The sequence below is a fragment of the Brevibacillus fluminis genome (assembly GCF_003710825.1).
GTDB classification, from domain to species: domain Bacteria; phylum Bacillota; class Bacilli; order Brevibacillales; family Brevibacillaceae; genus Brevibacillus_D; species Brevibacillus_D fluminis.
The window spans coordinates 1-24,665 of sequence record NZ_RHHQ01000026.1 but is presented as its reverse complement, the minus strand read 5'-3'; the positions used below and the strand labels follow the sequence as shown (position 1 = coordinate 24,665).

Below are 24,665 nucleotides of genomic sequence, written 5' to 3'. Positions count from 1 at the left end.
GCGCCATCATTTTGACGGCAGCCTCGCTCAGCTTTTTGGGCCTTGGTGCGCAGGCGCCAACACCGGAATGGGGATTGATGATCAGCACCGGGCGGAATTTTTTCCTGACCAGCTGGTGGTATGTCACCTTCCCGGGCTTGTTCATTTTGGTGACGGTCATGGCATTTAACTTTTTAGGTGACGGATTGCGGGATTATCTCGATCCGAAAACCAGAGACCAGTGAGAAGGGGGAGGACGAAATGAAGCAATTGCTGAACATGGAAGACGTCCAGGTGCGCATCAAGACGCACACCCAGGAGATCACGGCTCTGGAGTTGGAGCATTTGACGCTTCATGAGGGTGAGTTGGTTGCGCTGGTCGGGGAAACCGGCTCTGGCAAATCGATGACAGCCTCGTCGATTATGCAGCTGTTTCCGACGCAAAAGGCGTACATCGGCAGCGGGCGTATTGTGTTTGAAGGAACTGATCTGTTGACATGCTCGCGCAAGCAGCTTGACCACATTCGCGGCAAAGAGATCACGATGATTTTCCAAGACCCGATGAGCTCGCTCAACCCGGTGTTCCGTATCGGCGACCCGATTATCGATGTCATCCGCACGCATACCGGCGTTTCGACCAAAGAAGCGCGTGAACGCGCAATTCAGGCGCTGAAATTCGTTGGGCTGCCCGATCCAGCCCGGATGCTGAACCGCTATCCGCACGAGCTGAGCGGTGGGCAGCGGCAGCGCGTCATGATTGCGATGGCAATGGTCTGTGAGCCGAAGCTGCTGATCGCCGATGAGCCAACGACCGCCTTGGATGTAACGATTCAATCACAAATCCTTTATCTAATCGATAAGCTTAAGAAGGAAAAAGGCACATCCGTGCTGTTCATCACGCACAATCTGGGTGTTGTCGCCAAGATGGCAGACCGCATCGCCGTCATGTATGCGGGGCGGATCGTGGAGACGGGTCGGACGCAGGCCGTATTCCGCTCGCCGCGCCATCCGTACACGCGCATGCTGTTGGACGCGATTCCGCGCATCAGCGAAGAGCGCGACCGACTGCCGGTAATCAGCGGACGGGTGCTGAGCCCTGCAGAGGTAGGGGGCGGGTGCCGCTTTGCCAACCGTTGTCCGCGCGTGACCGACCAATGCCGTCAAGCGGTGCCGCCGCTTGCCACCGTTGGCGATTGGCATGAAGCAGCTTGTTTTGAACCGCTGGAAGAAGCGAGGTGAAAGGAAACCGATGACGACACCGATTTTGGAAGTGGAGCAACTGAGCAAGTTTTTTACCGTTCGCACAGGCTGGCTAGGCGATAAGCAGACGGTGCATGCCGTCGATGATGTCAGCTTCTCCTTGCAACCCGGCGAATGCTTTGGTCTGGTCGGCGAGTCGGGCTGTGGCAAGAGCACCTTGTCCCGCACGCTGCTGCAGCTGTATCGCCCCACCGCGGGGACGGTTCGCTTTGAAGGACAAGACCTGTTTTCGATGGGCAAGCGGGAGGCGCGTGAAAATAGCAAGCATATCCAGATGGTGTTTCAGGACCCATTCTGGTCCATCAACCCGAAGATGAAGATCGGCGCCATCGTAGAGGAACCGCTCGTCACCCATACCAAGCTGTCCAAAGCGGAGCGTGAGGCGAAGGTCCGCGAGCTGCTTGAGCAGGTGGGGCTGCCGGCCGATTTCGCCAAACGGTTCCCACACCAGCTAAGTGGTGGGCAACGGCAGCGCGTTGGGATCGCGCGGGCAATCGCGCTTGATCCACGCATGGTCATCCTTGATGAGCCGACCTCAGCGCTCGACATGTCCGTGCAGGCGCAGATTCTCAATCTGCTGAAAGACCTGCAGGAGCAAAAAAAACTGACCTATTTGCTTGTCTCCCATGATTTAAGCGTGATTAAACACATGTGCACCCGGATGGCGGTCATGTATCTGGGGCAAATCGTTGAAATGGGCGATGCGGCATCGATTTTCAATAATCCGCTGCACCCATATACGCAGCTGCTGTTACAGTCGCTGCCGAGCATTGATGAAACCGAGTTTGCGCTCTCCTTTTTCGAAGGGGAGATGCCCAAGGCGGTGAATCCGCCAGCAGGCTGCCGTTTTGCCACGCGTTGTCCACATAAGATGGACACTTGTCAAACGACACCGCAGCAGCTGCTGGAAGTGAAGCCGGGACATTGGGTTCGCTGTCAGGTCGCCTGCGGATAAAAGGGGGACCACATAACGATGAGAACAATTACTCTGCAAGAGTTGGAAGATATGCTGCACGGCGCGTGCATTTACGGCACAGGTGGTGGCGGAAGCCTCACGGAAGCGCTTGAAGTCGTTCGCAACATGTACGCGCAAGGGAAAAAAGTCGAGCTGGTTTCGCTTGATGAGGTCGGCGACGACTGGATGGTCGCGTCACCGTATTACGTCGGATCGGTATCGCCGCCGGCGGAGGAGATCGTCAAGCGCTTCGCCCATTTGCCGGTTATGCCGGAGGAAGTGCCGACATTGGCTTATCGGGCCTTGGAAAAGTACCTCGGGAAACCGATCCAAGCTGTGATGGCGACAGAACTGGGAGGCAATACAGCCTGCGCGATGGAAACGGCGGCAAGCATCGGCATTCCGCTGGTGGATGCCGATCCAGCCGGTCGCGCTGTGCCTGATCTGGCACATACGACGTTCAATGTGTTCGGCGTATCGATTGCGCCGTTTGCCTTGTCCAACCGCTATGGCGACACGATGATCGTCACCAATGTCGTGGATCACTCTCACGCCGAAATGATCGCGCGCGGATTCGCCATCCAGTGCGGCAATCTCGCAGGCGTCTGCGATCATCCGGTCGACGGAAAACGATTGAAGCAATCCGTCATCAAAGGCACGCTGACCCAAGCCGAACGGGTCGGACGCGCGATGCGCCTCGCCAATGAAGAGGGGGGCGACCCAATCGAAGCGATCGTCGCGGCTGGGGGCGGACAGCTTTTGATGAAAGGGATCGTCCGTGAAGCGGATTGGCAGGACGTGAAGGGCTTTACCGAAGGGAACGTACTGATCGATCCGCTAGCTGGGGTGGATGACCAGGAGCCTCTTGCGCTCTGGTACCGCAACGAGCATATGACCGCCAAGCGCGGCGGCAAGCTGCTCTCGATCATCCCCGAGCTGATTACGATCGTCGATGGCAAAACCGGCATGCCAATCCTGAATCCTGATTGCCAGCCCGGCATGGATGTGGCGGTCATTACCTTCAGAGCGCCTGCCGCATGGGAGAGCGACCGCGGCCTGTCCATCTTTGGTCCGGAATACATCGGGATGCCACGTCACACGTACGCAGACGTGAAGGGGAGGTAATCGGATATGAGAGTAGCAGTAGATATCGGCGGAACGTTTACCGATCTTGTCTATTTAGATGAAAAAACCGGCCAGGTCGGTATGGTCAAATCAGACACGACCCCGCCCCATTTTGAGAAAGGCGTGCTCAATGTCATCAAAAAAGCGGGCATCAGCGGCGAGGAAATCGACTTTTTCGTGCATGGTTCCACTGTGGTGATCAACGCGTTGACCGAACGCAAAGGCGCGGTAACCGGCCTGATTACGACCAAAGGCTTCCGCGACGTGCTGGAGATCGGCCGCGGCAATCGCCCGGACTTGTTCAACCTTTCCTTCAAAAAGCCGGTGCCATTCGTACCGCGCCATCTGCGTCTGGAAGTCAATGAACGATTGAACCATAAGGGAGAAGTGCTGCAAGAGCTAAATGTCGCGGAGCTGGATGCAATCATCGCACATTTCCGTGCGCAAAACGTGACGGCGATTGCGATCTGCCTGATTCATGCGTACAAAAACCCCGTCCATGAGCAAGCGATCGCAAGCTACATCAAACAGGTCTGGCCGGAAGCGGCCGTGACGGCTTCGCACGAAATCACCAAGGAGTGGCGCGAGTACGAGCGGACCAACACCGCCATTTTGAACAGCTACGTGATGCCGCTCACCGCCAACTATTTGGACAAGCTCGAAAAGCACCTGATTGAAAACGGGGCGACCGGACTCAAAACGATCATGCAGTCAAACGGCGGGATCACCACGTTTGCACATGCCAAGCAAGCCCCGATCAACCTGGTCGAATCCGGCCCGGTTGCTGGGATGTACGGAGCGGCGGTATTGGGCAACCTGTTGGGCTATGAAAACGTCATTGCGCTCGACATCGGCGGCACGACGGCGAAATGCTCGCTGATTCAATCGGGCGAAATCTCAATTACGACCGACTACAAAATCGAGTGGGACCATCGCTCCGCAGGCTATCCGATCAAAGTGCCGGTCGTCGATATCGTCGAAATCGGCAACGGCGGCGGTTCCATTGCCTGGCTCGATGAAGGCGGCGCACTGCACGTCGGACCGAAAAGCGCAGGCTCGATGCCGGGACCGGCTTGCTACGGACGCGGGGGCACCAATGCGACAACAACTGACGCTAATCTTGTCATTGGTCGCCTGAATGCGGCGAATTTCCTCGGGGGCGAAATCAAAGCCGACATCGAAGCGGCACGACAAGCTGTGAAGCCAGTTGCGGACGCGTATGGCACCAGCATCGAAGAGGCAGCGCTCGGCATCGTACGCAAGGCAAACGCCAACATGGTCAATGCGCTCAAGCTAATTTCCATCCGTCGTGGTCATGATCCGCGCGAGTATACGATGGTGGCGATGGGGGGCGGCGGACCAATGCACGCGATGGCGCTGGCCCGCGAGCTGCAAATCAGCCGCATCATCGTGCCGGTAGCATCCGCTGTATTTTCCGCCTGGGGCATGCTGCTGTCCGATTTGCGCAAAGACTGGCTGCGCACGTACAACTGCCGTTTGGGTGAACTGTCCCCGGATGCGTGGAATTCCGAATGGGCGCAAATGAAGCGGGAGGCACACGCAATTTTTACCGAGCAGGGCATCGCGGAAGAGCAAATCGCGCTCTCGCTGTACGTCGACATGCGCTATTCCGGCCAGGAGCATACTGTAAAAGTTTCCGTACCGGACAACGTCGATTGGGACGAGCTGCTGAGTCAAATGCGCGAACGTTTCCACTTGCTGCATGAGCAGCACTATTCCTACCGTTTGCCGGATTCCGAAATGGAAATCGTCAATCTGCACATGACCGGATTCGGCCGCTTGGAAAAACCGCAGATCGCCGAATGGACGGGCGGAGGTGCAGCCGAGCAGGCGATCGTCGAGAACAGACGCGTGCATTTGGACGAGTTCGGCTGGCAGCAAATTCCGGTGTATCAGCGTGACCTGCTGGCAGCGGGCGAGCGTTTTGATGGTCCGGCGATCGTCGAGGAGCCTTCCTCATCATCTGTCATTTACCCGGATCAACGCTGCTGGGTAGATCAGTATGGCAATCTGATTGTGGAAGGAGCGGAATAGACATGACGCGTACGGTGACCGACCCGTTTACACTGGAAATTGTCAAAGACAAGCTGATCGCGATCAGCGATGAAATGTTTTATGCGCTGCAGCGCACGAGCAAAAGCCCGATCATTTATGAGGTGCTCGATTACGCGACAGGGCTGACCAATGCGGAAGGCGATCTGCTGACGCAAGGCAACGGTATCACCGGCTTTTTGGGCAACCTGACTTTCGCGGTGAAGGATACGTTGGAAAAGTTCCGGGATAATCTGCACCCCGGCGATTTGATCATGACGAATACGCCGTACAGCGGCGGTGGCTCCCATCTAAGCGACGTCGCGCTGGTAATGCCGATTTTTTACGAAGGCCAACTGGTTGCCTTCTCGGCGAACAAAGCCCACTGGACTGAGATCGGTGGGATGGCGCCGGGCAGCTGGACCCCGCTTGCGACGGAGATTTATCAGGAAGGGCTGCAGCTGCCTTGCATCAAGCTCTTTGATCGTGGCGTGCTCAATCAGGCGTTGGTCGACATCATCGAGGTGAACGTGCGGACGCCGGATCTTTCCATCGGCGATATGTGGGCACAGGTGTCGGCACTGCGCACCGGGGAAAAACGGATCAAGGAAGTTTGCCAAAAGTACGGCGCGCAAACCGTGCTGGACAGCATGAACCGCCTGCTTGATCAAGGGGAGGCCATCGCCCGCGCCGCTCTGCGCAAAATGCCAAACGGCGTCTATGAAGCGGAAGACTGGATCGATGATGACGGGATGGGCAGCGGACCACTTCGGGTACACGTCAAGGTGGAGATCACGGACGATGAATTTATTTGCGACTTCCGCGGAAATCCGCCACAGGTGCAGGGACCGATCAACAGCACCTATACCGGGCTGGTATCGGCGATCCGGACGGTATTTGTCGCCGTCACCAATCCGGCCCAATCGATCAACGACGGCGCATTCCGGCCGATCCGCGTGCTGACCGATCGCAAGACGATTTTCACCGCCGAGCGACCAGCGCCTGTCTCGATCTACTGGGAAAGCAATGAGTACGTCAGCGAGCTGATTTGGAAAGCGCTGATGCCGATTGCAGCGGACAAGCTGACGGCAGGCCATTTCCTCAGCGTCTGCTCGCTGATCATCAGCGGGAGCCATCCGGAGACCGACGAGCTGTTCCTGCTGGTTGAGCCAAGCGCGGGCGGATGGGGAGCCGGCATGACGCAGGACGGGCAATCCGGCCAGTTTTGCATCGGTGACGGGGAAACGTATGTAATCCCGATCGAGGTGGCGGAAGCCCGCTACGGCATCATCGTCGACCAGTTCGCATTGAATACGGACGGCGGCGGTGCTGGTGAACGCCGCGGAGGAAGCGGCTTGATCCGCGATTACCGCATCGTCGGTGACGAGGTGCAGGTGAGCGCATCCTTTGGCCGCCATCAGTTCGTCCCTTGGGGAGCAAACGGCGGGCACAGCGGTACACGCAACGCGATTCAGCTGTTTAAGGATGGCGTATGGCACGAACCTACCGGAAAAGTCGGCGGGGTCACCTTGAAAAAAGGCGATATCGCCCGATTCATCACCGGCTCGGGCGGCGGCTACGGCAGTCCGCTGCAACGCGAACCGCAGCGCGTGGCAGATGATGTGAAAAACGGCTACATCACGCGCGAGGAAGCGGAGCGGACGTACGGCGTTCGGGTAACGAACGATTACGGATATGAACTGACTGCAGTGCGCCTGGCATGACTTTAAATTAATGCGAAAAGCCAACGAATTGACAGAGGCTTGTGACTCTGATTCGTTGGCTTTTTGCGTTGGAAGAAGCGCGATTCGGTCTTACAGGTGAACCTACGGACTCAAACTGTAACCGGTGATTTGGGACGGTTTCACTTTTTTGCCGTCTGCTAGGACGAATTCGACCAACCCGTTTTTCATGCTGACCGCTTTGATCGTGGAGGTAGCTTCGTTGGTGGAGGTGGAGCCGTCCGTATTCGTGATGACGTCTTGATAGGTGATACCGTAACCGATCATCTGCGCATACTTCAAATTGTTGTCGATGGCATTCTCGTCGCCTTGAACATTCATTCCCGTCACTTGGTCCATGGTCAGCTTTTTGTTGTCGTCCAACGTCAGCTCGACTTGGTTGTCCTTCAGGGAAATCCCGCTTACGACGCCTGTTTTCTCCACATCGGTGGTCGTGGTTTGGCCGTTCACGGTCGTTGATTGCGACTCCTTATACGTCACCTGTTTGCCGATCAGCTGGGAGTACTTCAGCGTGTTGTCCAGCAAGCTGCCGCTTGTCACCGATTTCGATTCGATGCCCGTGATTTTGTCGCGTGTCACCCAGTTTCCGTTGATCTGGAACTGCACTTTGCCATCGACCATTTTGACAGCGGAGATGGCGCCCGTTTGGGTCTGCTTGGTCACCTCGCCATCGACCTCCTGCTGCCAGGTATAGGTCGCATCCTTGCCGATCAAGCCCTCGTATTCCTTGACGTTCAGCAAGCTGCTGTTGGACTCTTCCATCAGCTCTTCCATTTTCGTCAACCGCTCTACCATCGCCATCAGTGATGTTTGCTGCACGAACTGCTGGTTATCCATCGGTGAGAGAGGGTCCTGGTTTTTCAACTGTTCGATCAACAGCTTCATGAAAGAGTTGGAGTCAAAATTCAAGCCGCTCGCATCGGCTTCTTTTTGGTTTTTATAGCTATATTGTTCAGGTACATATACTTTATTAGTAACGGAATCCGCCATGGATGCTCCCCTTTTCATAGACACTAGCTCATGTTTGTATTATCGGAAGAACCCTATTGCACACTTAGACAAACGTTTGTTCGAATAAATGGCTTAAATTTGTATTTTTTGTGCTATAATGGTGAATGAGACGATACAAGGAGAGGAACGGAACATGGAACGTTTTCAATTGGTTTCCGAGTATCAGCCGTCCGGTGACCAACCGACGGCGATTGCCGAACTGGTTGCCGGCGTGAATGCTGGCAAGCGCCATCAGACGCTGCTGGGCGCAACGGGGACGGGTAAAACCTTTACGGCCGCACAGGTGATCGCGCAGGTGAACAAGCCGACGCTGGTCATCGCCCACAACAAGACGCTGGCCGCTCAGCTATGCGCAGAGTTCAAGGAGTTTTTCCCCAACAATGCGGTGGAATACTTTGTCAGCTACTACGACTACTATCAACCTGAAGCATATATTCCCCAGTCAGACACCTTTATTGAAAAAGATTCGAGCGTCAATGACGAGATCGACAAGCTGCGTCATGCGGCAACAAGCTCATTGTTTGACCGCAGGGATGTCATCATCGTCGCATCAGTCTCCTGCATCTATGGCTTGGGTTCGCCGGAAGAGTACCGCAATTTGCTTTTGTCACTCCGTGTCGGCATGGAAAAAAGCCGTGAAGAAGTGCTTCACCGGCTGATCGACATCCAATATGACCGCAACGACATCAATTTCGTTCGCGGTACATTTCGCGTGCGCGGCGATGTGGTAGAAATTTTCCCAGCCTCACATGGCGATCAGGCGATCCGCGTCGAGTTTTTCGGCGATGAGATCGAACGGATTACCGAGATCGATGTGCTGACAGGCGAGCTGCTGGGGCAGCGCGAGCATGTGGCGATCTTTCCGGCTTCCCACTATGTCACTGGCGAGGAAAAAATGAAGCGCGCCATCGAAAACATCCAGGCCGAGCTGGAGGAGCGGCTCGCGGAGTTCCGCGCAGCAGGCAAGCTGCTGGAAGCGCAGCGTTTGGAGCAGCGCACCCGCTATGACCTTGAGATGATGATGGAGATGGGCTTCTGCTCTGGAATCGAAAACTATTCCCGCCATCTGACCGGCTTGCCAGCAGGGCATGCGCCTTATACGCTGCTCGATTACTTCCCGAAAGATTTCCTCATTATGATCGACGAGTCGCATATGACGCTGCCGCAGATCAGGGGAATGTATAACGGGGACCGCGCGCGCAAGGACGTGCTGGTTGAGCACGGCTTCCGTCTGCCATCCGCGAAGGACAACCGCCCGCTGCAGTTCCAGGAGTTTGAAGAAAAGACAAGCCAGCTGATTTACATTTCCGCGACCCCGGGACCATACGAGCAAGAGCATTCTCCGGAAATGGTCCAACAAGTGATTCGGCCGACTGGTTTGGTCGATCCGACGATCACGGTTCGCCCAATCAAGGGACAGATCGACGATTTGATCGGGGAAATTCAGGCGAACATTGCCAAAAACGAGCGCGTTCTCGTCACCACGCTGACCAAGAAGATGTCGGAGGACCTGACGGATTACTTGAAGGAAATCGGCATCAAGGTGCGCTATTTGCACTCGGACATCAAAACGATCGAGCGGATGCAGATTTTGCGTTCGCTGCGATTGGGCGAATTCGATGTGCTGATCGGGATCAACCTGCTGAGGGAAGGCTTGGACTTGCCGGAAGTATCGTTGGTCGCGATTCTCGATGCGGATAAAGAAGGCTTTTTGCGCAACGAGCGGTCGCTGATCCAGACGATCGGCCGCGCCGCGCGCAACTCCGAGGGCCGCGTCGTCATGTACGCTGACAAAATGACCGATTCGATGGCGGCTGCCATACGCGAGACAGAGCGTCGCCGCGCCATCCAGACCGCATATAACGAGCAGCACGGCATCACGCCGCAGACTGTCAAGAAAGCGGTGCGCGAGGTGATCGAGGCGACCCGCGTCGCCGAGGAAAAGGCCGATTACCTGCCGCATGCTGAATTTAAAAAGATGCCGAAAAAAGATCGCCTAGAGGTGATCGCGCGAATGGAAGAAGAGATGAAGGAAGCAGCGCGCAGCCTGTTGTTCGAACGGGCGGCCGAGCTTCGTGACTTGATATTGGAACTAAAAGCTGATCTTTAAGGAGTGAGAACTACTTCATGCCGCTAGAGCATATCGTCGTAAAAGGAGCACGTGCACACAATCTGAAAAATGTAGATGTGGTGATACCACGCGACAAGTTTGTCGTTTTAACCGGCTTGTCCGGTTCCGGTAAATCATCGCTCGCTTTCGATACCATTTATGCCGAGGGGCAACGGCGGTACGTAGAGTCTCTCTCCGCTTATGCGAGGCAATTCCTTGGTCAAATGGATAAGCCGGATGTGGATTCGATCGAGGGGCTGTCTCCGGCGATCTCCATCGACCAAAAAACGACAAGCCGCAATCCGCGCTCGACCGTAGGTACCGTCACGGAGATTTATGACTACCTTCGTCTGATGTATGCGCGGATTGGAAAAGCGGTTTGTCCGGAGCACGGCATCGAAATCCAGTCGCAAACCGTCGAGCAGATGGTTGACCGAATCATGGAATTCCCTGAAAAGACCCGCATGCAAATCCTCGCGCCGCTTGTCCAAGGGCGCAAGGGGGAGCATGTCAAACTGCTGGAAGACATCCGCAAGCAAGGGTTCGTGCGCGTGCGCGTGGATGGTGAAGTGAGGGACTTGTCAGAGGAAATCAAGCTGGAGAAAAACAAAAAGCACAGCATCGAGGTTGTAATTGACCGGATCGTGGTAAAGCCGGATGCACATTCGCGGGTGGCTGACTCCCTGGAAACGGCGCTTCGACTGGCTGATGGTAAAGTTATCGTGGACGTGATCGATCAGGAGGAGCTATTGTTCAGCGAAAAGCACGCTTGCCCGGTCTGCGGCTTCTCGATCGGCGATCTGGAGCCGCGTATTTTCTCCTTCAACAGCCCGTATGGCGCCTGTTCGGAATGCGACGGGCTGGGTGTGAAGCTGGAGGTTGACCCCGACATGGTCGTACCTGATATGACCAAATCGATGGAAGAAGGGGCGATCGAGGCTTGGGAACCTAAGTCATCGACGTATTATCAACAGCTGCTGGAGTCGGCTTGCCGTCATTTCAACATTCGCATGGATGTTCCGATGGAGGAGCTTCCGCCTGAGCATGTGCAGATTGTTATGTATGGTTCCGAAGGAGAAAAGATTCATTTCCGTTATGAAAATGAATTCGGCCAAGTGCGGGAAGCGGTTGTTCCGTTCGAAGGGGTCATCCCCAACCTGCAGCGCCGCCATTTGGAAACCAGCTCAGATTTCATCCGCGAACAGATCGAAGGCTTCATGAGCCAAAAGCCGTGCCCGGTGTGCAAAGGGCAGCGTTTGCGGCAGGAAAGCCTCGCTGTGAAAGTAGGGGAGCGCACCATTTCCGAGCTGACAGATTTGTCGATCGCGGATGCCCATCGGTTTGCGAGCGGCCTTGATCTGAATGAGAAGGACGCCAAAATCGCGAATTTGATCATCAGGGAAATCAAAGCGCGCTTGCAGTTTCTGATCGATGTCGGCTTGGATTACCTGACATTGAGCCGAGCAGCTGGCACGCTGTCCGGGGGAGAGGCGCAGCGCATCCGCTTGGCAACCCAAATCGGGTCCAGCTTGATGGGAGTACTTTACATTCTAGATGAGCCGAGCATCGGTCTTCATCAGCGGGACAACGCACGTCTGATCAAGACGCTCGAACACATGACCAGCCTCGGTAATACGCTCATCGTCGTCGAGCATGACGAGGATACGATGATGGCGTGCGATTATATCATCGACATCGGACCGGGAGCGGGCATCCATGGCGGGCAGGTAATTGCAGAAGGAACACCGCAAGAAGTGATGGAAAACCCGAATTCGCTGACCGGTGCCTATTTGAGCGGTCGCAAGTTCATCGCCGTACCTCCGGAGCGTCGCAAGCCAAACGGCAAAAAGCTGCGCATCGAAGGGGCGAAGGAGAACAACCTGAGCAACGTCAGCGTCGATATTCCGTTGGGTATTTTCGTCGCTGTCACCGGCGTATCCGGTTCCGGGAAAAGTACGCTCATTAATGAGATTTTGCATAAAGCACTAGCGCGCGAGCTGAACAAGGCCAAAGCCAAGCCGGGTGAATACCGTAAGCTGACCGGACTTGAGCATCTCGACAAGGTGATCGATATCGACCAGTCGCCAATCGGCCGCACGCCGCGTTCCAATCCGGCTACCTACACCGGCGTATTCGATGATATCCGCGACCTGTTCGCTTCCACGAATGAGGCAAAGGTGCGCGGCTACAAAAAAGGCAGATTCAGCTTTAACGTCAAAGGTGGGCGCTGCGAGGCTTGCAGCGGCGATGGCATCATCAAAATCGAGATGCACTTCCTACCTGACGTCTACGTACCGTGCGAGGTTTGCCACGGCAAGCGCTACAATCGGGAAACACTCGATGTGAAATACAAAGGCAAGAGCATTGCCGACGTCTTGGAGATGACGGTGGAGGATTCCTTGGAGTACTTCAAGAACTTGCCGCGCATCGAGCGCAAAATTCAGACACTGTTGGATGTTGGGTTGGGCTACATGAAACTGGGGCAGCCGGCTACTACACTGTCCGGCGGGGAGGCGCAGCGGGTTAAGCTCGCTTCCGAGCTGTACCGCAGAAGCACAGGGCGTACCCTGTATATTTTGGATGAACCGACGACAGGGCTTCATACTGACGACATCGATCGTTTACTCAAAGTGCTGCAACGACTTGTCGAAAACGGCGATACCGTGTTGGTCATCGAACACAATCTCGACGTGATCAAGACAGTCGACCATATTATTGACCTGGGACCAGAAGGCGGTACCCGCGGCGGACACATTGTTGCGACGGGTACGCCGGAAGACGTGGTTAAGGTGAAGGGCTCTTACACTGGTCAATATTTGGAACCGATACTCGAGCGTGACCGCAAGCGGACGCAACAACGAATCGAGCAGCTTGTCACGGGGTGATAACGAATGTTTCGCTGGATCATCCGCCTGCTCCTGAATGGAGCAGCGCTTCTTTTCATTAGCTGGCTTTTCCAAAGCATTCAGGTGACAGGCTACGGCGTAGCCGTCCTGGCCGCGTTTATCTTAGGCATCGTAAACACGCTGATTCGCCCGATCTTAAACTTCTTCACCACGCCATTCCGTTGGCTGACGCTCGGCCTATTCTGGTTCGTCGTCAATGCGATTACGTTCGCATTGACGGCCTACCTGATCGAAGGCTTCGAAGTCGGCCCATGGCCAGACTCCTTCATCACAACCGTCTTGGCCGCAGCACTGATGAGTTTATTCGGCTGGTGCATTGAGCAGATTACGAGCAAGTCTGACTAATAAAAAATGCGAGGAAAAATAGAAAAAGCGTTCTGCCGATGGGGCAGGACGCTTTTTTTAAAAGACTGTTATTCGCCTCTGAGATGAGGTGGCTTAGGTTCGTGTAAAAACCCAGTGCACATAATTCCAGCAAAACTAATTGAGGATAACATTGCGAAAAAACTGCATGAGAGTACCGCTAACCGCTTAAACATTTCCCTTCATCCCTTTCTCGTAAATAAATTTTCGAGACGTTTAACCAACCTAAACGCAAACGGGTGTAAGAGTAAAGCTTGAAGAGTTACGGAGAAGCTGATAGATAATGCAAATTGTTTATATTCAGAATATATCAAAATTTGGGAGAGGGCGCAACCGAAAAATAGTAAAAATATTACAATTTTCTTGTTTCTTCGTTTAATCTTATCGGAAACACGGTTGTATGTATGCTCAGCAGGTGCGTATCGCAGATTAATTAAGAAAGAAAACAGAAAGAGAAGGAAAACGACTAAAGCTGTGTTATGCCCGAATGAAAGGATGGAAGCGAAATAAGAAATAAGCAAGACTAGCAAATTACCTACAATGAAACATGATAAAGAATTTTGTAAATGCACCCCACCGGTAAAGTTACGGTAAAGAAAATAAGAGAGTGACAAGATGAGAGCCTCGTTTAGGAAGCCAAAAATGAAGGAACATATTATGATTGATGTAATCGTTAGAATATACAGCAAAAAAAGCTCAATACCATGCGATACTTGACCAACCGTAAATGTAGACTCTGCAGGAATTAGTTTTCTTGCGATTCGAATGGATACTTTTTCACTCCAACTCATTCGGACTCCCCCTTTACTTAGATAGGACGACTCGAAATCTCGTGATACCATTCTCTGAGTATGAGGTGATTGCGCCATCGTACTGGTTAACTACATTTTTTACAACTGCTAGCCCAACTCCTCCAATTCCGTTAGATTTTGTCGTGTAATTAAGATTGAAAATTTGTTCTAGTTTATCAGGAGGAATAGTTGGACCACTGTTTTCAATTAATAAGTAATACTCCGTTTCAGTTTCTCCCCACTCTAGCAAGATATAACGATTAGAATCTGGTTCCTCAAGGCTAGCGCGAATTGAATTATCCAGCATGTTCCCCAAGAGAGCGGTTAGATCCTTCGACTTCATCTGATCGAATTGTTTAGAAGTATGAATTCGAATCGTAAAGGTTATATGGTTGGCAACACAAATGGCCATCTTGGAATGTAGCAGGGACGAGATTGCTGGACTTTTGACGCCTTCGACTACTTGTACTAAATCAGTTGCCTCCCGGAGCAAATGTTGGATATAATCAGAGGCCATATCATGCATTCCGACTTTCAAAAAACCATCCAAAGCTGTATAGTGATTGACCGCATCATGTTTGATCGAACGGATAGCTGTTACGAGATCCTGGATGTTTTGTAGATAGGGTTTCTCCGTTTCTACTTCAACTCGATTTAGAGCTAATGACAAGTACTTCCAAAATAAAATGACTAGCAAGATAAAGAGGGCTAAGCTTAAGGCGTGATAAAACTCTAAGTTGGTGTAAACCGCATTGTATAGAAAAGTAGGATTATACTTCTGAATGACAAAAGCAGTATTGAGTGTAAGAATCAATAAAAATTCAACACAGCCAACGAGCAATAAAAGTACTAAAATTCTACTCAGATTAGTTTTAGGTATTAACCTTCTAATATCAAAACTAAATTTTCTCATAACAAAAATCATGGTCAGCAGAAGAAGCAAATACAGCCAAACAGCCGAAAATAGTAAAATAGGAGTATCCAGCAGTGTTTCTAGGTTAATATTTATAATTTGGAACAGAAGTATTATAAAAAATTCTGACGAAATGAGAAAAATGAATGAGCAGGTGGTAATACTGACCGTAATTCCTAGGGGGAACTGAAAAAAGAAGTAGATAAGTAGACTCATCCAAAAGAACAAAAGTAATACTTTTAATTGGTATGGTGAGTCTAGTGCTGTCATCAAAGTTGTTGCTGCGGAGTATAGCAATGATACCCAAACATACTTTTTTACATTAGAGCGATAGACAAATAAATTAAAAACAGCCATTCCCGCCATGAGTGCAATAACCGCCTCTGGCAAGTCAATGAATAAGTAGTTATAAAGTATGTCCACTTTCTTGCCCCCGTTCTTTCTATCTGGTGCAAATTATCTTTATGTATAGTAATGGATGGAGTGCCAGATGGCCGTCTTTTTAATCTTAGGCGAAAAGTCGGGTTATGTAAACGATATCCATTTCCGCTGAAAATCAAGTAGTTGTAGCTAGGGCTACCATTTCGCTACAATATACATAATAAAAAGTGGAGCCTGAAACACATGTGATACTGACAGAAGAGGAAACGCATGCTGCAGGCAATGGTCTTATCCACGTGAACGAAAAACGTCGAGTCGTTTTTCTCGAAAGAAGGGGAAAAAGAGATGCGCAAAACTAAGGTAAGTAATGTGGTCGAACATTTTCATATGAAAGTTTTGAGTGGAGAGGAAGGCCTAGGTCGCGAAATTACCGTGACCGACCTTAGCCGTCCGGGCCTGCAATTGGCCGGTTACTTTCCGCACTATGCTTCTGAGCGAATCCAGCTGATGGGAATCTCGGAGATTGAGTTTTTCTCCACGTTGAGCAGGGAGGTACGCTTGGAACGGATGCGCTTGCTAATGCAGGACAATACGCCTTGTCTTTGCGTATCCCGCAATCAAGATGTAGCGCCCGAGATGATTGAAGTTTCCAACGAGAAGAACATCCCGATTCTCCAATCGCCTTTGGCGACGACCAGTTTGGTCAGTAAGTTAACGAACTTTTTAGAGAATAAGCTTGCGCCGACATCCACGGTTCATGGCGTATTGACGGACATTTACGGTGTCGGCGTCTTGATCATGGGCTCAAGCGGTATCGGGAAAAGTGAGACGGCACTCGAGCTGGTCAAGCGCGGGCACAGGCTGGTGGCGGACGATGCGGTCGAGATCAGGCAGACCCAACAGGGGCAGCTCATCGGCAGTGCGCCCGAGCTGATTCAGCATTTGCTGGAGATTCGCGGCGTCGGCATCATCAACGTCATGACAATGTTCGGGGCGGGGGCCGTGCGCAACGCCAAAAACATCGCGATGGTCGTGCGCCTGGAGCTGTGGGAAGAGCACAAAATGTACGAGCGGCTGGGGCTGGATGAAGAGCGCTTCAAGCTGATCGATACCGAGATTCCGATTCTTACCGTGCCGGTTCGCCCGGGCCGTAACTTGGCGGTTATCATTGAGGTGGCTGCAATGAACTTCAGGTTGAAACGGATGGGCTACAACGCAGCGATGACGTTCTCCAGACGGCTGACCGATACCATCGAGGATGTGGATTCCGACATCTATTGAGAGTGAAGGAGCGTAAGTAACCTATGCCTCGTAACACGGAACGCTACACGGTGAACGGTGCTAACCCGCTGTGGCAGCTATACAAGACAGTGAGCTTTTGGAAAGTGATGAAAAACTTTACCGTCATACAGATGGCCCGCTATTGTCCCATTCTTTCTTGGAAAAATTGGCTGTATCGTACCTTTCTGCGCATGGAGATCGGGAGCCAATCGGCGGTCGCACTGATGGTCATGATGGACATTATGTTTCCGGAGCGGATCAAGATTGGCGACGATTGCGTGATCGGCTACAATACGACGATTCTGGCCCATGAATACTTGGTCGACGAGTATCGATTAGGGGATGTCTGGATTGGGAGCAAGGTGCTGGTCGGAGCGAACTGCACGATTCTCCCAGGGGTAACCATTGGCGACGAAGCGATTGTGGCAGCGGGAACCGTTGTGCATAAAGATGTCCCGGCTCGTACGTTTGTCGGGGGCAATCCGATGCAAATCATCAAAGAACTGTAGTTTTGTAAAAAGGAGGGAACTGATTCTCTCCTTTTTTTTCATCGTATAAGAATTTATAAGTGCATGCGCTTATAAATTCTGGAGCGGAAGGAAAACTTCCACAGATCGAAGGATCTGCTTCTTGAAAAAACTTCTGAAAGAAGTTTTTCTTATGCAAGCAAAAGCCGTGTTTTTCCGTATCATGTTGACTGTATTCTGATAACGTGATAAAGTGTGTCTAACACAAAACGCTTTATCTTGTTAGAGAAGTAAAGCATTCGGAGGGGAAATTTTCAATGTCTAAGCCGTTGGTATTCGAAAAACCGCTGGGCATGCGGGACATATTGCCTGAGTCGTTGGCGAAACAACGGCATCTGGAAGCGGCATTGAAGCATTGTATCGAGCGCTGGGGCTATGAAGAAATCGCCACTCCATCGTTGGAATATTACGACACCGTCGGGTTGGCAAGCGCGACATTGGCTGACCGGATGTTTAAATTGTTGGATAAACAAGGGCATACCGTCGTTCTCCGGCCGGATATGACGACACCGATCGCGCGTGTCGTATCCTCCTTATATAAAGATGTATCGCTGCCGATCCGTTTGTTCTATCAGGCGAATGTGTTCCGTGCGCAGGAAAAAGAAGCGGGGCGCAATGCGGAATTTTTCCAGACCGGCGTGGAGCTGATTGGTGACGCTTCGGTGGATGCTGATGCGGAAGCGATTGCGATCGCCATCTATTGCCTGCAAGCTGCGAACGTCTCGCCGATCAAGATCGCAATCGGCCATGTCGATTTTCTCGACGGGCTTTTGGACGAAATCATTACCGATCCGATCATCCATGAGAAGTTCCGCCGCTTTTTACATGACAACGACTATGTCAGCTATCGCCATTTGGCAGACACGGTGGATATTGGCGACCAGGATCGCAAGCGGCTGCATGCCATCTTGAACTTGCGCGGCGGCAAGGCAAAAATCGCGGAGGCGCGTGAGCTGACGATCAACGGCAAGGCGCGCAAGGCGGTCCAAACGATCGAATCGCTCTGGCAGGCGCTTGAAGCCTACGGTGTCACCGAGCACGTTTTACTGGATTTCAACTTGATCAGCAATCTCAACTATTACACCGGCGTTGTGTTCGAAGGATATGCGGCAGACCTTGGTTCTCCGTTGGTTACTGGAGGACGCTATGACAAATTGCTCGACCAGTTTGGGCGACCAGCTCCGGCAACAGGTTTTGCCATCAAAATGGATCGGCTGATGCAGGTGACAGCCTTTGAACAAGGCGTGGAAAAAAAGACAACCGTCATTGGATACGCGGCTGACAACCGTGAGCGGGCTGTGACGATGGCACAGCAGCTGCGCAAGGAAGGAAATGTGGTCATCACCCATTTGCTGGTCGATGGCGAAACGCTTGCTCCATTCGAACAGCGCGGAAATTGCGAGACGATCTACTTGGTGGCGCAGGAGGGGAATTCATGACACGGGGAATCAATGACCAGAAGCTGACGATTGCGATGCCGAAAGGTCGTATTTTCGAGGAGTCACTCGTCTTTTTACAGCAATCGGGGTTGAATGTGACCGCTGATTTGAAGGAATCCCGCAAACTGATCATCCCTGTAGAGGGGGCGCAGCTCGAATTTATTTTAGCCAAGCCGACAGACGTTCCGACGTATGTGGAATACGGCGTCGCAGACGTTGGGGTGGTCGGTAAGGACGTGCTGTTGGAAGAGGAGCGGGACGTATACGAGTTGCTTGATTTGCAGATCGGCTACTGTCGGATGATGGTTGCTGGCTTGCCTGACTGGAAGCCAGTTGAGGCCCCGCGCGTTGCGACGAAATATCCGCGCATCGCCAGCCGCTATTTCCGTGAGCAGGGCCAACAAGTGGAAGTCATCAAGCTGAATGGCTCGGTTGAGCTCGCGCCGCTGATCGGATTGGCTGACCGGATTGTGGACATTGTTTCCACAGGCCAAACGTTGCGGGAGAACGGACTTACTGAGATGGAGCATATTTGCGAAATCACCACACGCTTTATCGCAAACCGCGCCAGCTACCGGATGAAAAGCGAAGCGGTCGATGACATTGCCAACAAATTTTTGCAAGTAATTCCAAAGCGGAAGTAGGAGTGGGGACGACGTGATTAAAATTGTCAGCTCAACCAATTTCGATACGAGACGCAGCATCGATAGCGGCACGGAAACGCAGGTAAGTGCTGTGCAAGAGATTCTGTTGCGCGTAAAGGAAGAAGGGGACGAGGCGGTACGGGTATACACGGAGCGTTTTGACCGGGTCAGGCTGGAACAGTTCAGGGTAACCGAAGAGGAAATCGCGCAAGCGGCAGGGCAGCTTGATCCGTTGGTGCTGGAAGCGCTCAACGAGGCGGCGCAAAACATCCGTGATTTCCACGCCAGACAGGTTCGGCAATCATGGTTCACGACCAAAGAGAGCGGCACGTTGCTAGGTCAGATCATCCGGCCGCTGAAGCGAGTCGGGCTGTACGTTCCAGGCGGCTCTGCTGCGTATCCTTCTTCCGTTTTGATGAATGCCATTCCGGCCCAAATCGCAGGTGTAGCAGAAATCATTATCGTGACACCGCCTAGCCAAGACGGAACGATCAATCCTGCGATCCTGGCGGCAGCGCAAATTGCGGGTGTGAAGCAGATTTACAAAATGGGTGGGGCGCAGGCAATCGGAGCGCTCACATATGGGACAAAGCAAGTTCCTGCCGTCGACAAAATCGTTGGACCGGGTAACATTTATGTAGCGTTGGCCAAACGGGAAGTGTATGGACTGGTCGATATCGACATGGTTGCAGGGCCAAGCGAGATCGTCGTGTTGGCCGACGAAACAGCAAAGCCACGCTATGTGGCTGCCGATATGCTGTCGCAAGCCGAGCATGATCCACTGGCTTCGGCTGTATTGGTCACGAACTCGAAAAAGCTAGCAGAGCAAGTGGCGATCGAGATTGAGCGGCAGGTTGCACTGCTGCCAAGACGTGAAATTGCCGAGGCCTCCATACGGAATCACGGAGCGATTTGTCTGGTTGACGATCTGGACGCCGGCTTTAATGTCGTAAATCGACTGGCACCTGAACATTTGGAATTGTTGATCGAAAATCCATTTGAACAAATGGGCAAAGTGGAGAATGCAGGAGCCATTTTCCTCGGAGAATACAGTTCAGAACCTGTAGGCGACTATTTTGCCGGAACGAATCACGTGCTTCCGACCAATGGTGCAGCGCGGTTCGCATCTGGCTTGTCTGTGGACGAATTTGTCAAAAAATCGAGCGTCGTATCTTACAGCAAACAAGATTTGGCGCGCAACGGCAAAAAAATCATGGCGCTGGCCGAGCAGGAAGGTTTGTCGGCCCATGCGCGTGCGATAGAAGAACGATTAAAAGACCTATAGAAAAAACAGGAGTGAGAACAATCATGGAAGCAGTCAATCGATCCGCCCGCATCAGCCGCAAAACAAATGAAACGGACATCACGCTTGGCTTTGGCATTGATGGCGAAGGGAAAAACCGCTTGGAGACGGATGTTCCGTTTCTCAATCACATGCTGGATTTGTTCGCCAAGCACGGGCAGTTCAATTTGGATATTGTGGCAAAAGGGGACATCGAAATCGACTACCACCACACGGTCGAGGATATTGGTATTTGCTTGGGGCAGGCGCTGCGGGAAGCGCTTGGCGACAAAAAAGGAATCAAGCGGTATGGCAACGCGTTTGTCCCTATGGATGAGTCGCTGGCACAGGTGGTCATCGATTTGAGCAACCGTCCGCATCTGGAATACCGCGCAGCCTATCCATCCACGCAGGTTGGCCAATTTCCGACCGAGCTGGTCCATGAATTTCTGTGGAAGCTCGCGCTGGAAGCGAGAATGAATTTGCATGTGATCCTGCACTACGGTCAAAATACGCACCACATGATTGAAGCGATCTTTAAAGCGTTGGGCCGCGCATTGGATGAGGCCACTTCCATTGATCCGCGCGTCAAGGGCGTGCCGTCAACCAAAGGGGTATTGTAACATGATCGGGATCGTTGACTATGGAATGGGCAATCTGTTCAGCATCAGCAAGGCGCTAGAACGTCTTAGCTATGACTACGAATTTGTCACCGATGCTGGAAAGCTGTCCGCCTACGACGGACTTTTGCTTCCTGGAGTAGGTGCATTTGGAGATGCGATGCGCAACATTCGTGAGCTTTCCTTGGATCGGGCACTACGAGACTACGCGGCGAGCGGCAAGCCTATACTGGGCATTTGTTTGGGCATGCAGCTCTTGTTCTCGCGCAGCGAAGAGCATGGCTCGAATGAAGGTCTTGGCCTGCTTTCCGGGGAAGTGGTCCGTTTTCAAGGTGATTATAAAATCCCACACATGGGATGGAACCGGCTGTCGTTGAAAAAAGACGCGAATCCGCTTCTTGATGGAGTGAAGGATGGCGATTATGTCTATTTTGTTCACTCATTCCATGTGCGTGTTAACAGTGACGACGTTCTGCTGGCAACAGCTGATTATTTTCAGGATGTGACGGCCATCGTAGGTCGCGGAAATGTATATGGCATGCAGTTCCACCCGGAGAAGAGCGGTGATACGGGAATGCGGCTGCTGGACAACTTTGCGAAACAATGTGAGGGGGTTACAACGTGAGTTTTACCATCTATCCAGCCATCGATATTCGTGGCGGAAAATGCGTGCGGCTGTTCCAGGGAGACTATGCACAGGAAACGGTATATGGGGAGTCGCCACTCGATGTGGCCAAGCAGTGGGTTGAGCAAGGAGCGAATTGGCTCCACCTCGTCGATCTGGACGGTGCGAAAGCAGGGCAGCCTGTGCATGCAGAACTGGTGCTTTCGATCGCTCGTTCTGTCGATGTGCCGGTGCAGATCGGCGGAGGCATCCGGACGCTTGATGATGTTGCCGCTTATTTGGAAGGTGGCGTCGCTCGCGTCATTATCGGCACCGCTGCATTGGAGAACCGGGCCTTCATGGAACAAGCGTTGTCCCGATACGGCAATAAGATCGCCATTGGCCTGGATTGCCGCAAAGGCTTTGTCGCCACGCGCGGATGGCTGGAAACAAGCGATGTAAAAGCAGAGGATCTTGCACGAGAATTGGTGCAGCTGGGAGCAGAAACTTTTATTTATACAGACATTTCTCGCGACGGAACGCTAACCGGGCCGAATATCGAGGAGATCGTCAGCCTCGCGCGTGCGACCAGCAAACAGGTCATCGCTTCCGGCGGTGTGAGCGTTGAGCAGGATTTATTTGCGTTGGCAAACTATGCAGCGGATGGCGTGGGCGGAGCAATCGTAGGCAAAGCCCTCTACACCGATGCGATCAACCTGGCTGAGACGCTTGTCCGGATGAATGGGAGTGTGTAGCATGCTGACCAAACGCATCATTCCTTGTTTAGATGTGAAAGATGGGCGCGTCGTCAAAGGCGTGCAATTTTTAGGCTTGCGCGATGCCGGGGATCCGGTTGAGCTTGCCGAAAAATATAGCCAAGAGGGTGCCGATGAACTGGTTTTCCTTGATATTTCCGCTTCCCATGAGGGGCGCAAAACGATGGTGGACGTGATCGAACGAACGGCAGCCAACATCACGATTCCGTTTACTGTCGGAGGCGGAATCAATAGTGTAGAAGATATGAAGCGAATTCTTCGTGCAGGTGCAGATAAAATATCGCTGAACACGGCGGCAGTCTTGCGGCCGGAGCTCATTTCCGAGGGCTCAGCTGTGTTCGGTGCGCAGTGCATTGTGGTAGCCATTGACGCCCGCCGCATCGCGGAAGGGAAATGGGAAGTGTTCACCCACGGCGGCCGCAATGGGACGGGCCGCGATGTCATTGAGTGGGCGAAGGAAGCGGAACGTCTGGGCGCTGGCGAGATTCTCCTGACCAGCATGGATGATGACGGGGAAAAGAAAGGCTTTGGCATCGAGTTGACTCGAGCGGTTTCAGAGGCGGTGGGCATACCGGTAATTGCTTCCGGTGGGGCAGGAGCAGCGGAAGATTTCGCGGCTGTCCTGACGGAGGGAAAAGCGGATGCTGCACTCGCTGCGTCCATCTTCCACTATGAAGAAACATCAATTGCAGCTGTGAAAAGTCATCTGATAGAGAAGGGAGTCGTGGTGCGGCCATGACAGTGACTATACCGTGGGAGAGCCTGCGTTTTGACGAGCAAGGACTGCTTGCAGCGATCGTGCAAGATGCATTGAGCAAAGAAGTCCTTACGCTGGCTTACGTGAATAAAGAATCGTTGCAGAAAACAATCGAGACCGGTGAAACCTGGTTTTGGAGTCGTTCACGCCAAGAGCTCTGGCATAAGGGAGCTACTTCGGGGAATACGCAGAAAGTCACCTCTATCAGCTACGATTGTGATGGCGATGCGCTTGTGATTAAGGTGGTGCCAAATGGACCGGCTTGTCACACGGGAAGCTACTCCTGCTTTACAGAGATCGCTGAAAGAGAGGAGTCCGCTGAAGCGATCAACGATAAGCAATCGGACCGATTTGCGATTTTTGGCGAATTGGAAAGCTTGATTGCTTCGAGGGAAGCTGAGCGCCCAGAAGGCTCCTATACAACCTACCTGTTCGAAAAAGGAGTCGACAAGATCCTCAAAAAAGTGGGCGAAGAAGCTGCTGAGGTAATCATTGCAGCGAAAAACCGCAGCCATGAAGAATTGCGATATGAAGCCGCAGACTTGCTGTTCCATCTGCTGGTGCTGCTCCGCGAGCAAAAACTGCCGTTGGACAGCGTCTTAGAAGAGCTCCAGAAGCGTCGATAGTCGGTAAATGCGACGAACGGGTCACCTTCCAACGTAAGGTGACCCGTTGTATTCGGAGACCGTTGTTTGTTTTGAAAAAGAATGAAATAGAAGTTTTCTTAAAAAGGTATTGACTCTAGCTATTCGGATATGATAGATTAATTCATGTCGCCACGATGCGACACGAAATGAATAAAAGAGTTGAGAAAAAAGCTTGACTCTGTCGAATCAAATGTGATAAAGTAACATCTGTTCGACAAAAATGCTCTTTGAAAACTGAACAGCGAAAGCGAAAAGATAACGTGATTGTCCAAGTGACATCACATAATGTAACAAGCCAAGCAAGTCTTGGAATCAGCTTCAACTCAACTTTAATGGAGAGTTTGATCCTGGCTCAGGACGAACGCTGGCGGCGTGCCTAATACATGCAAGTCGAGCGAGTCCCTTCGGGGGCTAGCGGCGGACGGGTGAGTAACACGTAGGCAACCTGCCTGTAAGACTGGGATAACATAGGGAAACTTATGCTAATACCAGATAGGGTT

At 52.5% G+C, this 24,665-nt stretch carries 22 protein-coding genes and 1 rRNA gene; 20 read left to right on the top strand and 3 right to left on the bottom strand.

The genetic code is table 11. The features are described 5' to 3' along the window. The 6 genes from EDM56_RS28205 to EDM56_RS28180 form a co-directional block, all read left to right on the top strand. Positions 1–224 (top strand): ABC transporter permease subunit (locus tag EDM56_RS28205; RefSeq protein WP_122921281.1); only part of this gene is annotated, 224 nt, incomplete at its 5' end. Positions 225–240: 16 nt separating this feature from the next. After that, positions 241–1,218, top strand: coding sequence for an ABC transporter ATP-binding protein (locus tag EDM56_RS28200; protein ID WP_122921280.1), 978 nt, complete (start codon positions 241–243; stop codon positions 1,216–1,218). Positions 1,219–1,228: 10 nt separating this feature from the next. Further along, on the top strand, positions 1,229–2,194 hold the full coding sequence (locus tag EDM56_RS28195) for an ABC transporter ATP-binding protein (RefSeq protein ID WP_122921279.1): 966 nt from the start codon (positions 1,229–1,231) through the stop codon (positions 2,192–2,194). A gap of 18 nt (positions 2,195–2,212) precedes the next feature. Beyond that, entirely contained in the window at positions 2,213–3,319 is a 1,107-nt protein-coding gene (locus tag EDM56_RS28190; RefSeq protein ID WP_122921278.1) for an S-methyl thiohydantoin desulfurase family protein, read from the top strand. Positions 3,320–3,325: 6 nt separating this feature from the next. Beyond that, positions 3,326–5,374: a hydantoinase/oxoprolinase family protein gene (locus EDM56_RS28185; protein ID WP_122921277.1), complete on the top strand. Its 2,049-nt coding sequence runs from the start codon at positions 3,326–3,328 to the stop codon at positions 5,372–5,374. Positions 5,375–5,376: 2 nt separating this feature from the next. Continuing rightward, a complete protein-coding gene (locus EDM56_RS28180; protein WP_122921276.1) occupies positions 5,377–7,095 on the top strand; it encodes a hydantoinase B/oxoprolinase family protein in 1,719 nt (572 codons plus the stop codon). A 102-nt stretch (positions 7,096–7,197) separates the two neighbouring features. On the opposite strand, the gene EDM56_RS28175 is transcribed toward EDM56_RS28180, so the two are convergent. Then, a complete protein-coding gene (locus EDM56_RS28175; protein ID WP_122921275.1) occupies positions 7,198–8,103 on the bottom strand; it encodes a flagellar hook assembly protein FlgD in 906 nt (301 codons plus the stop codon). A 154-nt stretch (positions 8,104–8,257) separates the two neighbouring features. Between EDM56_RS28175 and uvrB the strand changes: the two genes are divergently transcribed. Genes uvrB through EDM56_RS28160 form a run of 3 tightly spaced genes read left to right on the top strand, consistent with a single transcriptional unit; the run spans position 8,258 to position 13,485 of the window. After that, positions 8,258–10,234, top strand: coding sequence for an excinuclease ABC subunit UvrB (gene uvrB, locus EDM56_RS28170; RefSeq protein WP_122921274.1), 1,977 nt, complete (start codon positions 8,258–8,260; stop codon positions 10,232–10,234). 17 nt (positions 10,235–10,251) lie between these two features. Beyond that, entirely contained in the window at positions 10,252–13,119 is a 2,868-nt protein-coding gene (gene uvrA, locus EDM56_RS28165; protein WP_122921273.1) for an excinuclease ABC subunit UvrA, read from the top strand. Between the two features lie 6 nt (positions 13,120–13,125). Continuing rightward, complete coding sequence (locus tag EDM56_RS28160) at positions 13,126–13,485, top strand: phage holin family protein (protein WP_122921272.1); 360 nt, start codon at positions 13,126–13,128, stop codon at positions 13,483–13,485. 200 nt (positions 13,486–13,685) lie between these two features. On the opposite strand, the gene EDM56_RS28155 is transcribed toward EDM56_RS28160, so the two are convergent. Together EDM56_RS28155 and EDM56_RS28150 are read right to left on the bottom strand one after the other, a co-directional pair. After that, a complete protein-coding gene (locus tag EDM56_RS28155) occupies positions 13,686–14,294 on the bottom strand; it encodes an accessory gene regulator ArgB-like protein (RefSeq protein WP_183192624.1) in 609 nt (202 codons plus the stop codon). 13 nt (positions 14,295–14,307) lie between these two features. Next, positions 14,308–15,630, bottom strand: coding sequence for a sensor histidine kinase (locus tag EDM56_RS28150; RefSeq protein ID WP_122921270.1), 1,323 nt, complete (start codon positions 15,628–15,630; stop codon positions 14,308–14,310). A 303-nt stretch (positions 15,631–15,933) separates the two neighbouring features. On the opposite strand from EDM56_RS28150, the gene hprK reads away from it, so the two are divergent. From hprK to EDM56_RS28095, 11 genes are all read left to right on the top strand, one after another. Beyond that, complete coding sequence (hprK, locus tag EDM56_RS28145; RefSeq protein ID WP_122921269.1) at positions 15,934–16,869, top strand: HPr(Ser) kinase/phosphatase; 936 nt, start codon at positions 15,934–15,936, stop codon at positions 16,867–16,869. 23 nt (positions 16,870–16,892) lie between these two features. Then, entirely contained in the window at positions 16,893–17,378 is a 486-nt protein-coding gene (locus tag EDM56_RS28140) for an acyltransferase (RefSeq protein WP_122921268.1), read from the top strand. Between the two features lie 275 nt (positions 17,379–17,653). Then, positions 17,654–18,835, top strand: a complete 1,182-nt coding sequence (locus EDM56_RS28135; RefSeq protein WP_122921267.1) for an ATP phosphoribosyltransferase regulatory subunit — start codon at positions 17,654–17,656, stop codon at positions 18,833–18,835. Next, complete coding sequence (gene hisG / locus EDM56_RS28130) at positions 18,832–19,479, top strand: ATP phosphoribosyltransferase (RefSeq protein ID WP_122921266.1); 648 nt, start codon at positions 18,832–18,834, stop codon at positions 19,477–19,479. Before EDM56_RS28135 ends, hisG begins: the two co-directional genes overlap by 4 nt. A gap of 16 nt (positions 19,480–19,495) precedes the next feature. Further along, positions 19,496–20,764: a histidinol dehydrogenase gene (gene hisD / locus EDM56_RS28125; RefSeq protein WP_122921282.1), complete on the top strand. Its 1,269-nt coding sequence runs from the start codon at positions 19,496–19,498 to the stop codon at positions 20,762–20,764. Between the two features lie 23 nt (positions 20,765–20,787). Then, a complete protein-coding gene (gene hisB / locus EDM56_RS28120) occupies positions 20,788–21,384 on the top strand; it encodes an imidazoleglycerol-phosphate dehydratase HisB (protein ID WP_122921265.1) in 597 nt (198 codons plus the stop codon). Position 21,385: 1 nt separating this feature from the next. Then, positions 21,386–22,006: an imidazole glycerol phosphate synthase subunit HisH gene (gene hisH / locus EDM56_RS28115; RefSeq protein WP_122921264.1), complete on the top strand. Its 621-nt coding sequence runs from the start codon at positions 21,386–21,388 to the stop codon at positions 22,004–22,006. Then, positions 22,003–22,740, top strand: coding sequence for a 1-(5-phosphoribosyl)-5-[(5-phosphoribosylamino)methylideneamino]imidazole-4-carboxamide isomerase (hisA, locus tag EDM56_RS28110; protein ID WP_122921263.1), 738 nt, complete (start codon positions 22,003–22,005; stop codon positions 22,738–22,740). Before hisH ends, hisA begins: the two co-directional genes overlap by 4 nt. 1 nt (position 22,741) lies before the next feature. Beyond that, positions 22,742–23,500, top strand: a complete 759-nt coding sequence (gene hisF / locus EDM56_RS28105; protein WP_122921262.1) for an imidazole glycerol phosphate synthase subunit HisF — start codon at positions 22,742–22,744, stop codon at positions 23,498–23,500. After that, a complete protein-coding gene (gene hisIE, locus EDM56_RS28100; RefSeq protein ID WP_122921261.1) occupies positions 23,497–24,144 on the top strand; it encodes a bifunctional phosphoribosyl-AMP cyclohydrolase/phosphoribosyl-ATP diphosphatase HisIE in 648 nt (215 codons plus the stop codon). The genes hisF and hisIE overlap by 4 nt, the downstream gene beginning before the upstream one ends. A gap of 350 nt (positions 24,145–24,494) precedes the next feature. Further along, a 16S ribosomal RNA gene (locus EDM56_RS28095) occupies positions 24,495–24,665 on the top strand; the annotation flags it as partial.